Below are 12,732 nucleotides of genomic sequence, written 5' to 3'. Positions count from 1 at the left end.
ACTTTTATCTTTTAAATTAGATCGAAGCCAATATCTTTTCTAAAATACATCTTATCAAAGCTTAGTTTATCTATGTTTTGGTAAGATTTTTTTATGGCTTCTTGGAAATTATCCCCATAAGAAGTTATAGCAATTACACGTCCTCCATTAGTAACGACATTTCCGTTATCTAATTTTGTACCTGCGTGAAAAACTATAGAATCTTCAATATTTTCTAAACCAGAAATAACTTTTCCTTTTTCGAAATCTTCAGGATATCCGCCAGAAACAACCATTACAGTTGTAGCACTTCTTGGATCAACTTCTAAATTAAAATCTCCTAATTTCTGATCTGCAACAGATAAAAATAATTCAACCAAATCAGATTTTAATCTTGGAACTACAACTTCAGTTTCAGGATCTCCCATTCTTACATTGTATTCAATAACGATTGGTTCTCCCTTTACATTGATTAATCCAATAAATACAAATCCTTTATATTCAATTCCGTCTTTTTGGAAACCTTCGATTGTTGGTTTTACGATACGTGTTTCAATTTTTTCCATTAAAACAGCGTCTACATAAGGAACTGGAGAAACTGCTCCCATTCCACCTGTGTTTAAACCTGTATCTCCTTCTCCAATTCGCTTGTAATCTTTTGCCGTTGGAAGTATTTTATAGCTTTTTCCGTCAGTTAAAACGAAACAGCTTAATTCAATTCCGTCCAAGAATTCTTCAATTACAACTTTTGCACTTGCTGTTCCAAATTTAGCATGAACCAGCATATTTCTCAATTCTGTTTTTGCTTCTTCAAGATCCTGAATAATCAACACTCCTTTTCCAGCGGCTAAACCATCTGCTTTTAAAACATAAGGAGGCTGTAATGTTTCCAGAAATTTACATCCTTCTTCAACTGTTTCGGCAGTAAAACTGTCATAAGCAGCAGTTGGGATGTTGTGTTTCATCAAGAATTCTTTTGCAAATTCTTTACTTCCTTCTAATTGAGCACCAATTTTAGATGGGCCAATTACTGGAATATGTTTTAAACTTTCGTCGTTTTTAAAATAGTCGTAAATACCTTTTACCAATGGATCTTCAGGCCCTACAACTACTAAACTTATATTTTCTTTAAGTACTAAAGCTTTTACGGCTTCAAAATCTGTCGCAGAAATTGCCACGTTTTCAGCAATTGCAGCAGTTCCTGCATTTCCAGGTACTACAAAAAGTTTTTCGCAAAGCGGACTCTGAGTCATTTTCCATGCAAATGCATGCTCTCTTCCGCCTGATCCCAATAATAAAATTGTCATGGTGTTGTTGTATTTAGTTGTGGTGCAAAAATACTTGCTTTTGAACTTAAAAAATAATTAAATCTTCAAAAAATTGTTGGTTCTGCCCTGTTAGTAATTCCTAAACATTATTTTTGACGAAAATTATTCTGAAAAATGATTCGTCTTTTTGATCTTTCCCTTCAATTAAATGGTTTTCCGATAAAGAAAGCCAAAGCCGAATTGGATAAAATTGTTCATTTTTCAGAAGAAGAATACGCTTCATTTCTTGAAAATAAAAAGAAGGAAATCGTTGATTTTCATCTTAAAAACAATACCTTTTATGCAGAATTAGCTAGAAATGCAACTGCCGAAAATTGGGAAAATCTGCCGATTTTAAACAAACAAAATCTTCAAAAACCGCTTGAAGAAAGACTTTCCAAGGGATATTCTAGAAAAAACATTTACCTCAACAAAACATCTGGGTCGAGCGGAACTCCCTTTGTTTTTGCAAAAGATAAATATTCTCATGCTTTGACTTGGGCATCCAATATGATGCGATTTGGCTGGTTCGGAATTGATTTTAATCATTCGTATCAGGCGCGTTTTTATGGAATTCCAATGGATTTTATTGGATACAAAAAAGAACGTTTCAAGGATTTCCTGACACATCGTTTTCGTTTTCCTGTTTTTGACTTATCTGATGAAATTCTTGAAAAGTTTCTGCAGAAATTCAGAACCAAAAAGTTCGATTACATCAATGGTTATACAAGTTCGATTGTATTATTTGCCAAATTTTTGGAACAGAATAACGTCATTTTAAAAGAAATCTGTCCAACGCTGAAAGCTTGTTTTGTTACTTCAGAAATGCTTTTTGAGTCTGATAAAAAACTCTTAGAAAAACAGTTCGGCATTTCAATTATTAGTGAATATGGAGCTTCAGAATTGGATTTGATTGCTTTCGAAAATCCGCAAGGAGAATGGCAGGTAAATGCTGAAACCCTTTTCGTAGAAATTTTAGATGAAAACAATAATCCTGTTCCACATGGAACAGAAGGGAAAATTGTGATAACATCACTTTTTAATAAAGCCAATCCTTTTATCCGATATGAAATTGGCGACATCGGAATTTTGGATGAAAAAAGTACGCCACAAAAACCAATTCTAAAAAAACTGATTGGCAGAACAAATGATGTTGCTATTTTACCAAGTGGAAAAAAATCTCCTGGTTTGACATTCTATTATGTAACCAAAAGCATAATCGAAGACGACGGAAATGTTAAAGAATTTATCATCAAGCAAACCAAAATTGATACTTTTGAAATTGAATATGTAGCTGAAAAAGCATTAGTTTCAGAACAAACTCAAAAAATAAAAGAAGCTATCGATTTGTATTTGGAACCCAATTTAAACTTCACATTTACAAGAAAAACTGTTTTAGAAAGAACCAATCGAGGAAAGCTAAAACAATTTAAATCTTATCTATAAAATAAATAAAATCTTACATTTGTTTTTTTTTAAAATAAAAACTTATGGACGACAACTCTTTACTTTCTGAAGAAACAATTTCTAATAAAATATACTTTATCCGTGGCCAAAAAGTGATGTTTGCATTTGATTTAGCAGCTCTTTATGATGTAGAAACAAAAAGATTAAATGAGCAAGTAAAAAGAAATTCATCACGATTTCCTGAAGATTTCATGTTTCAACTCTCCGAAAGTGAATTTGAAAACTTGAAGTCGCAAATTGCGACTTCAAGTTGGGGCGGTAGCAGAACATTACCGTATGCATTCACAGAACATGGTATTCTTATGCTTTCAACAGTTCTAAAAAGCGACAAAGCAATCCAAACCAATATTCAAATTATGAGGATTTTCACGAAAGTGAGACAAATGCTTTTGGACACAACCGAAATCAAGGTTGATATTCTGCAAATTCAGAAGAAGCTGGAAAATCATGATAAAAATATTGAATTGGTGTTCTCTTATTTAGATGAATTGACAGAAAAAAAAGAAAATGAAACTGAAAGAGTGAAGATTGGATATAAAACATAATTCTTTAAGGTCGCAAATTGCGACCTTAAAGAATATTTAAACTCTCTTTATATATTTTCGTTTGATTATCAACTGAGTAAATAAAAACCTTATCATCAAGAAAACAGAAAAAACGAGATTATATCCATGGAATTCTCTATAAACGCCAAAATTGTGTTTAATCAATTTGAATTTTGACGATGAAATAGAATCTTTTCTTATCCTATAAAAAGCTAAAGGTTCTGGAATGACTTCTGCAGTTTTTATCTGTTTCAAGATCGTCAGCCATATTCTCCAGTCTTGTCTTTTTTGGGAGGATTCTAATTTGATTTTTCCGAAGTATTCTGCATCATAAATTGTCGTAAGATTACCTACATAATTGCAGAAAAACAACTGATTATAAGTTAACGGTTGTGGATTTTCGACTCTTCGGTTTAAAGTATTCCCTTCTTCATCAATACAATTGTAATAACTAAAAGTAAAATGCAGATTATTCGTTTTTAAGAACTGAACCTGCTTTTCTAATTTATCAAAAGACCATAAATCATCCGAATCCAGATAAGCGATATATTTTCCAGAAGCTTTATCTAAAGCCACATTTCTGGCAAAACCATTTCCTGAATTTTTTTCTAATTTGAAAAGTTTTATTCTAGAATCATTTTGTGCAAACTCTTCTATAACAGAAACTGTCTGATCTGTCGAGCCATCATCAACCAAAATCATTTCCCAGTATTTATAGGTTTGATTTTGAACTGATTCTATAGTTGCTCTAATGAACTTTTCAGTATTGTATGTCGGTGTTAGAATAGATACTAAATCGCTCATTAGAGTTTAATACTTTCAGGATTCAGATTATTTTATATAACTAGAAAAGTCTTTGTGTTCTTCTTTTGCCAGTTCTTCAGGAGATAATGATTTAAAATACTCGTAGGTAATTTTCATTCCTTCCGCTCGGTTAACTTTAGCTTCCCAGCCTAACAATTCTTTTGCTTTTGTAGTATCCGGCTGGCGCTGTAAAGGATCGTTTATGGGCAACGGATGGTAGACTACTTTTTGATTTGTTCCCGTAAGTTTTATGATTTCTTCGGCAAAATCTTTAATCGTAATTTCGTCTGGATTTCCAATATTTACTGGATAAACGTAATCAGAATGCAGTAATCTATAAATACCTTCTACCTGATCATCAACATAACAGAAAGAACGCGTCTGCATTCCGTCTCCAAAAATCGTTAAATCTTCTCCGCGCAAAGCCTGACCAATAAAAGCCGGAATTACACGTCCGTCGTTTAATCGCATTCTTGGTCCGTAAGTATTAAAAATACGAACAATTCTGGTTTCTACGCCATGAAAAGTATGGTAAGCCATTGTAATGGATTCCTGAAAACGTTTTGCTTCATCATAAACGCCACGAGGTCCAATTGTATTTACGTTTCCGTAGTATTCTTCTGTTTGTGGGTGTACTAAAGGATCTCCGTAAACTTCAGAAGTTGAAGCAATCAAAATTCTGGCTTTTTTAACTCTCGCCAATCCTAATAAATTATGTGTTCCTAAAGATCCAACTTTTAAAGTCTGAATCGGAATTTTTAAATAATCTATTGGACTTGCTGGTGAAGCAAAATGCAAAATATAATCTAACTCACCTGGAATATGCACAAACTTAGTAATATCATGATGATAGAATTCGAAGTTTTCTAACTTAAATAAATGCTCAATATTTTTAAGATCACCTGTAATCAGGTTATCCATTCCAATAACAAAATATCCTTCTTTGATAAATCTGTCACATAAATGTGATCCTAAAAATCCTGCAGCTCCAGTAATAAGTATTCTTTTCATAATTGATTTAATTGAACTTTTTCGAATTTTATTTGGCAATAAAATCCCAGATAGACGCACAAATGTACTAAAATATCTGTCCTTTCAAATTACACTTAAATCATATATAAAAAGAAGTTTTACGATTTCAGATAATTATTAAACTCATTTATCTATTTTTACCTACAAATAAATCCACGATTTTGAAAGTTGTACACGTAATTGAAGCGCTCGGTGGCGGCGTTTATACTTATTTTAGAGATTTGTCAACCTACTTTGGAGACAAAGAAATTGCTAAAGATCTTCAGACTACAATAATATATAGCGGTAATCGAAAAGAAATTGATCCTCACAAAATAAAATCTGAATTTTCTAACGGAGTAAATCTAGTTCAGGTTAATATGGTTCGTGAATTATCTCCTCTTCAGGATCTGAAATCTGTCTATAAACTGATTCAAGAACTCAAAAAAATAAATCCTGATGTTGTTCATCTTCATTCATCAAAAGCAGGAGTACTCGGAAGAATTGCTTGTGCTTTCCTATTCAAAAAAAAGAAGCTTTATTACACACCACACGGATATTCTTTTTTAAGAGAAGATATTTCGAAAAATGTTCGAAAATTATACTGGATGATCGAAAAGAGTTTTCAGGCACTATTTGGAGGCACTACTATAGCCTGTGGAGATACCGAATTTGAAATTGCGAAACAAATTGGTAAATCAAGATTGGTTAGAAATGGTATTAATATGTCGGCCGTTCACCAGCAATTTGATCCGCATGAAAACGAAAAACTAACTATTGGTTTAATGGGACGAATTACTTATCAAAAGAACCCTTTGTTTCTTAACCAAATAGCCCAAAGATTCCCTGATTTTAATTTTATCTGGATTGGCGATGGAGATTTAAAATCATCTCTTACTTCTCCAAATATAAAAATCACAGGATGGATCTTAAACAGAAAAAAGGTTTTGAAAGAACTTAATAATATTGATATATACATGCAAATCTCTCTCTGGGAAGGTTTGCCTATTGCAGTTTTGGAGGCAATGACTTTACAAAAACCGGTAATTGCCACCAATATTATTGGTAATAAAGATGCTGTTTTACATAACAAAACAGGATTTCTTTTTGATGATATTAGCGAACTCAACGAATATTTCGAAATTTTAAAAGATCCAACTGTTAGGGTTGTTTTCGGAGAAAATGCTTATGTAAGATGCTCTGATTTATTTGATAAAGACAAAAATTTCAAAGAATTATTGACCATTTACAATGAATGATTTGCTTTGAAGCCAATAACTTCCAAAAATAGAAAACCAAAATCCGCTGAAGGCAATTCCATCAAAACGAAGTAAAAAGTCATCTACTAAATTTGATGTGAAAAAGATTAGAAAAAATGAAAGTACAATGGCATTTTTCAAATCGTAACCTAAATAGCCAATTGTAAAAATATAGAATGCAACTACAATTGGCCCGAGAATTCCGAATTTTAATAAAAAATCCAAAAACTGATTATGTGTTGGGAATTCATATTTAGCCAAAAACTTCTGATTTGTTTCTTTATAATATTTATTTAATTCCGGTTTTCCATCTGAAGCTCCTACTCCAAAAGGCAGATTTTTTAAAGACAATTCCCAAGCTGATTTCCAGATTGAAACTCTTGTTACCAAAGAATTAAAAACTTTAACTTCTGGATGATCAATTTCATCAAGCTTTCCAACTTTATCCATATAGGCAAAACTAACGCTTGAATATTTTTCTTTCATGTATGGATCTTTTTGTACAAACAAGAACAAAACAGCCATTAGTAAAACTAATATAGGCGCACCTTTTAAAGCTATTTTTCTAAAATTATCCTGTTTAACAGCATAAAAAAGAACTATCAAAAATCCGATAAAAACGTTTACTAATGCCATCCTTGTATTAACAAACAATACAAAGAAAAATGAAAGTATAAAGATTATTATTCTTACAACTTTAAGTTTAGATTTTTCATGATCTTTAAAACTCTTAATCACAAAATAAAAAGCAGAAACGGTAGCAAAGGCCAAATGCATATTTAATGCCGGAGCATGAATTCCTACACTATTTCCAAATTGATATCCCATTTCCCACAAATGTATAGCGTTCAGGTATTTGTTCATCAATTCTGGATACAAAACATTAAATCGAATGAAAAAAAAGAGTAAAACCAAAGTTGTGCCAAATACATAGATTTGCAGTAACTTCAAAAAATTTACCCGCTGAAAATTTCCAATTATAAATAATGGAAAAATTATTAATGAAGTACTTTTTTCTATTGCTTTTAAACCTTTTGAAAAAGAATCATTATTCCAAAAAAGTAATAATTCAAGTATTAGCGGAGATGCAATACAGATCATTAAAATAAAGGTTCTCTTTGTGTACTGTAACTTTTTTAAAAAAACTAAATTAAATATTACAAATATTACAATCAATATAGAACAGGGTTTTCTAAAGATGATCAAAATGGCAATCAAATACAAAAAAACATTAAAGATTTTATTGAAGTTCTTTTCGGAAATGCTCATAGTATAATGCAAAATAAATTAATGGAAAAACCCCTATTTTATGTCTGATTGCTGAACCCAAATCAGGTTCAAAGACTCCTTGAGTAATGAAAAATGAAAATAGTATAAAAAAAATCAAAAGCTCATATTTATAATATTGCCTGTTTTTTAAACATTTAGCAAAACGAATTAGTAAAATATAAAAAAGTAAAAGTTGCCAAATTATAAATAATAGAATTTGAGGCGATAAAAAGTGTTTTAAGCCATTTATTGGAATATTAACTGTAAAAAAACCGTAAAAAATTGCCGTAATTTCTCCATACCACGTATCTGGTTTTAAAGGCGGTGTAATCATCGAATTTGCATCTGGAGAACCCATACGCTCTTTATTAACCATTTCCCGGCTCATTTCAGAAAAATATTCTCCTTTTAAAATACCATAACTCAGTGACAAAAAAAAGACAATCAATAATCCGTAAAAAATTGTCGATACAGTCTTATTTTTAAAATTAATAAAACTAATTAAATACATTCCTCCAGCAATTATTGGAATCAAAGCAAAATAAGGCCTATATAAAGCTCCGAAAAGTATTAAAAGAAATATGGATAAAAGAATCGTTTTTTGAAAGGAATATGGTTTGTTTTTAGATAAGAAAACAAATGAAGAAATGTATAAAAAAGTAATAAACTCTTTTGAAGGCATTGCTATAAAAATAGCAATCATAAAAATTCCCAAATAGACAATAGCATTTTTTATATTTATTTTTTCAAAAAAATCAGGAATACCTATTTTGTACAAAATATACATTAGAATAGGAAATTGTATAATTGCTATTAGAGGAAAAGGAAGATAACGAAGCCCTGTAACTTTGTAAAATAAAATTGTCAATGGATAACTGCCTAAATAGCCAATTTCATTGTATTTATCATAAATTATAATCGCTGAATCATAAAAGAACTTGGGTGGCAAAACAAAAAAAGTACTAAAAGCAACCGCCAAATTGGCTATCGCTATAAGTAAAAATGCTGCTGTACTTTTTTTAATCTTATTTTGCATATTGGAATTGATTTTTTCTAATGTAAAAAAATCTTGATTTTGTCTTTTTTATATATAACAACTGCCGAAACAAAATTCCAGAAAAAAGAACTGCTAAAAAAAGCAAAGGCTGCACCAGTCATTCCGTAAACTGGAATCAAAAATCGATTTAATATAAAGTTAATAATAACTGCTCCAATTAAAATTATCTGAAATATGTGTTGTCTTCCAGTCATATTCAAATATACTGGCGCTGAACCGAATAAAGAACAAATTCCCTGGCCAATTATTAAAATTAGAAAGGATTTCTGAGCTATAATATATTGTTGTCCAAACAACGACAATACATGTTCCGAAAATACGCAAATAAGAAAAATCACTGGAAATCCAATGCAAAAAATTAAACGCGCACTGTTTCTCAATGTTTTTTTCAATTCTATCCAATTCTTATTTGAAAAAAACTCAGCAATTTTTGCCGAAACAGTTATGTTTATTGTCAAAATTATAACAGAAACAATCGTCATTATTTTAACTCCAATAGAATAAAAAGCAACTGTTTCGTCATTTTGATATTTTTTCAAAAACATAATATCAAAAGACATTAATAAAAACATGGCCATTCCGCTTATGGCCATTGGATATGATTTTACAAAAATGTGTTTTGAATTAAAAATCTCTTCTGAAACAGTCTCTGTTTTATTAAAATAAATAAATACTAAAATGGAGCTTATTAATGCCAAAAAAACAAATCCAATTAGAAAAACATCTACCAAATAGGTTTCTAAATGCAAATAAAATAACAACATAGAACCCATTATCAATGGAACATATTTGATAATATTTCTGAATAATTCAGCAACATACAATTTGTCCAACGCCCTGAAAACTTCGGTATTTAAAAGTGACAATCCATGAAAAAATAATAGGATTGAACTTTTTAAAAGAATCACATAAACCTCATCATCTAGAAAATAAGCGTTGATTCTCTTTTTGTCAATTAGAAGAAAAACAACTAAAATTAACAGTGAAGTTAAAAATAGCATTCCTACCATTTTTAAATACACTTTTTTCAATTGTCGTTGTTCATTCTGACTTGCAAGTCGTCCTTTAAAATATAAAATGGACTGATCAAAGCCCAACAGACAGATACTCCCAACTGCCAAAAGATAAGAACGCACAAAATCATACTGTCCAATTAATTTTGGACTGTAAGATTTTGTTAAAAATACTGTGAAACCGAATAACAAAACAACTCCAAAAATTCGCAAAGCCAAAGTTCCTAAACTTTGTTTTATGAAGGAGTTTTTTGAAATACTTTCAAAGATCTTAAACGTTTTCAAGGCTATATTATTTAACCTGAGCTTTCAAAAGCTGGTTGCGATAAAACTTTCTGAATATATAAATCAAAACAAAAATAAATAGGAAAATGAAAGGTAAGAAAAATTTAAAATTGCCATTCGTTATTTTATTGTTGTTAATGTTTAAGGTCGAATTTGTTTCCTTAATTACTTTATCATAACTAACAAGCTTTAGTCTATATTTTCCCTGATCAATAATTAAATATTGTTTTGTTTTAATAATATCATTTAGTTGAGTATTCTCATTATAATAAACCAGTTTATCGTTTTTTGATCCGTTTTTTGCCGTATTAGAAAAACCGCTTAAAACTTGGTCAATTTGAGCTATAATAGTATCATTTTTAACAATTTGCTCTTCAAGATTTTTATACCCTATTTTTTGCAGTGCATTAAAATACTCCGAACTGTTTAAGTATTTTAACAACGGCTCAACGATATCTTTTTCGTTTGTAATTTTGTTCGTTACAAAAGAAATAGAATGAAATGTATAGTTTTTACTTGTTACATTATCTTCCAATACTTTTTTGATCTCACCAACCTCAGCCATTAATTTGATCAATTCAAAATTCTTCTCTTGGTCTTCTATAAATTTATAGACATCAGCAATTGGCTTTATTTCTATCCTTTTGATTGTTTTTGGGTGTTGAATTCCAACCACATTCTTCAGAAAAACTGTATCTCCACTAATAATTTTAGATTCTATTAAATCAATTTTAGAATAAAGATAATCGACACTGCCAAAATTTGGAGTTACAATAATCTGATTTTGAAATGACTTTTTATTTGAATCTAAGAACCATCCTAATCCAAATCCCAGAATTACTAATATTAAAACAATAATCCAGTTTCTGATAAAAAACTGGATTGATCGAAAAATAGCAGTATTTATTCTATCGAAAAAACTGCCAATGCTTTTTGAAAGCTGAAAAATATCAATTTCCTGATCTGTATTATTCTGTGGTACTTTTGTACTCATCTGAAAGTTCTATTTAATATTGAAAATCTGTTCTAAAATCTTAATTGTAATCAAATAAGTCGGCTTAACACCTGTTGTTCCTAATCCTCCTGAAGCCAATGTACTTCCTGTTTCCAGTGGATTATCTGAGGCGTAATAAGCATAACGAACTTTAATATCGTGAGGCACACTTTTTCTAATTTTTGATGCCGATTGAATCGCTTTTTGATAATAAGATCCTTCCATTTCCAAACCAATTACACCCCAGGTCGATTCGTGGAAAAATTTCAATAAATCTCTGTTTTGTAATGAAGTTCCTAAAACCGTTACCATTGCACCTTCATAAATATCAATCTCATTTCCTTCGAACATCGCACCTGTTAATTCATTTTCGAAGAAATAATTATCCGCTGTTCCTTCGTTGATATGCGCTGTCGGAATCATGATATCTCCTTTTCCGCCTTCCAGAATTCCCGCTTTACCCATAATAGAAACCGATTTTACATTTAGTAAAGTTTCTTTTTTATAGGGTTTCAAAAGCTCATCTATTGTTTCATAAGCCTGTTCTCCAAACGCATAATCCATTACGATTATAACCGGTTTATCTTCACCTACATTCGCATGTGAAAAGGCTGTTTTTGACCAGTCAATTTTAGCTGTATCAAAAATCTGAACATCGATATTAGTTCCTGAGCAATCTGGTAATGAAATCATTCCGTTTTTCAGCGCCAGTTCTTCTACCTGACCTCTTATTTCTTTTGAACCCGAACCGCTCAGTTCTTCATAAATAAAGAAATCTGTTTTGCCTTTGTACTTTGTTTTCAACAAAGGCGTCGCAAAAATCGAGTTCATCACACTGTGCATATTGGCACTTATTACGTGAATTGGACGTTTTAAAAGATCATTTGCTTTTAAAACTTCTTTGATATTTGTAGCCCAGATTTCTCCATGGATGTGGTGTCCTAAACGTTCACGTAAAACAGGACTGAATGTTATAGTTCTTTTATTGTTTTCAACAATTTCTTCAATAGCTAATTTTCCTAACCAGTAAATTACATGCAAGAAACGATCTGGTGCCGTTTCTGAACCAAAAGCGTCGTAAATATCTAAAACTTCCTCAAAAGTTCGTGCTAAAATATTAGCAACATGCGAAATAGCTTTTTCTTTTTCTACCAAAGAAAGCTTTTTGGTCTGCATAACCGCTTGTTCCAATTTCTGCCAGTCACGGGAAACTTCTCCACCGTCATCAATTAAAACTCTGTTTTTAATTTTATGAGATTCAATAAAAATGAAAGTCAAATGTGTTAGAATATCATAAATGTCAGAACGTCCTCTTGTGATTTCGACATTCATTTGTTCTTCGTCAATTCTATAGCAGTTTCGTCTTCTTTTTGGAGGAACGATTGCCTGAAAATGTGATTTAGAATACCCTTCATCTGAAGTTAAATTGATAAAACGACATTGCTCAATTCCAATCGGAAGACGTTCTATAACATATAAAAGTCCGTTCAATTCTACTTTTTCTTCAGCAATATTTCCATAGATTTCAGGTCTTAATGCTAATAATGATTCTCGTAAGCTGTCGCCAGAAACTCCCATTGGTTTATAAAAACCACGGTTAAATAAATGGCGCATTGTAATGTACATTTTTTCTATCGCTGCAGATGATTCCTGAGCTCTTGATCTTGATATATGTTTGGTTTCTTTCATGTAATTTTTTATTTTAAAATCTTCGTTTTAGGAAAATTTATCAAAAGATAATT

Annotated in this window: 11 protein-coding genes; 3 read left to right on the top strand and 8 right to left on the bottom strand. The window is 31.0% G+C overall.

Annotated elements, in window-relative coordinates; translation table 11 throughout:
* Positions 1-11: 11 nt before the first annotated feature.
* Positions 12-1,286, bottom strand: a complete 1,275-nt coding sequence (gene purD, locus P2W65_RS05450; RefSeq protein ID WP_289664020.1) for a phosphoribosylamine--glycine ligase — start codon at positions 1,284-1,286, stop codon at positions 12-14.
* A 135-nt stretch (positions 1,287-1,421) separates the two neighbouring features.
* On the opposite strand from purD, the gene P2W65_RS05445 reads away from it, so the two are divergent.
* Complete coding sequence (locus tag P2W65_RS05445; RefSeq protein WP_289664019.1) at positions 1,422-2,732, top strand: phenylacetate--CoA ligase family protein; 1,311 nt, start codon at positions 1,422-1,424, stop codon at positions 2,730-2,732.
* Between the two features lie 44 nt (positions 2,733-2,776).
* Positions 2,777-3,298, top strand: a complete 522-nt coding sequence (locus P2W65_RS05440; protein WP_289664017.1) for an ORF6N domain-containing protein — start codon at positions 2,777-2,779, stop codon at positions 3,296-3,298.
* 36 nt (positions 3,299-3,334) lie between these two features.
* Here the strand turns inward: P2W65_RS05440 and P2W65_RS05435 are convergent, their stop codons facing one another.
* On the bottom strand, positions 3,335-4,102 hold the full coding sequence (locus tag P2W65_RS05435; protein WP_289664015.1) for a glycosyltransferase family 2 protein: 768 nt from the start codon (positions 4,100-4,102) through the stop codon (positions 3,335-3,337).
* A gap of 27 nt (positions 4,103-4,129) precedes the next feature.
* A complete protein-coding gene (locus P2W65_RS05430) occupies positions 4,130-5,113 on the bottom strand; it encodes a UDP-glucuronic acid decarboxylase family protein (RefSeq protein WP_142449893.1) in 984 nt (327 codons plus the stop codon).
* Positions 5,114-5,295: 182 nt separating this feature from the next.
* Here P2W65_RS05430 and P2W65_RS05425 point away from each other — a divergent pair, with 182 nt between their 5' ends.
* Positions 5,296-6,372, top strand: a complete 1,077-nt coding sequence (locus P2W65_RS05425; RefSeq protein ID WP_289664011.1) for a glycosyltransferase — start codon at positions 5,296-5,298, stop codon at positions 6,370-6,372.
* Here P2W65_RS05425 and P2W65_RS05420 read toward each other — a convergent pair.
* From P2W65_RS05420 to P2W65_RS05400, 5 genes are all read right to left on the bottom strand, one after another.
* Positions 6,349-7,236 (bottom strand): O-antigen ligase family protein, encoded by an 888-nt coding sequence (locus tag P2W65_RS05420; protein WP_289664010.1) that lies wholly within the window; start codon positions 7,234-7,236, stop codon positions 6,349-6,351. The two genes, P2W65_RS05425 and P2W65_RS05420, sit on opposite strands and share 24 nt — an antisense overlap.
* A gap of 376 nt (positions 7,237-7,612) precedes the next feature.
* Complete coding sequence (locus P2W65_RS05415) at positions 7,613-8,677, bottom strand: hypothetical protein (RefSeq protein ID WP_289664008.1); 1,065 nt, start codon at positions 8,675-8,677, stop codon at positions 7,613-7,615.
* 17 nt (positions 8,678-8,694) lie between these two features.
* Positions 8,695-9,996 carry a lipopolysaccharide biosynthesis protein gene (locus P2W65_RS05410; RefSeq protein WP_289664007.1) on the bottom strand — a complete coding sequence of 434 codons (1,302 nt, stop codon included), beginning with the start codon at positions 9,994-9,996 and terminating at the stop codon, positions 8,695-8,697.
* A gap of 7 nt (positions 9,997-10,003) precedes the next feature.
* Positions 10,004-10,990 carry a hypothetical protein gene (locus P2W65_RS05405; RefSeq protein ID WP_289664006.1) on the bottom strand — a complete coding sequence of 329 codons (987 nt, stop codon included), beginning with the start codon at positions 10,988-10,990 and terminating at the stop codon, positions 10,004-10,006.
* A 9-nt stretch (positions 10,991-10,999) separates the two neighbouring features.
* Entirely contained in the window at positions 11,000-12,679 is a 1,680-nt protein-coding gene (locus P2W65_RS05400; protein ID WP_289664004.1) for a DUF6909 family protein, read from the bottom strand.
* Between the last annotated feature and the right edge of the window lie 53 nt (positions 12,680-12,732).

This window comes from Flavobacterium panacagri (assembly GCF_030378165.1).
Taxonomy (GTDB): Bacteria; Bacteroidota; Bacteroidia; order Flavobacteriales; family Flavobacteriaceae; genus Flavobacterium; species Flavobacterium panacagri.
Note: the sequence above shows the minus strand (reverse complement) of the source record. Positions and strands in the feature narration are given on the sequence as shown.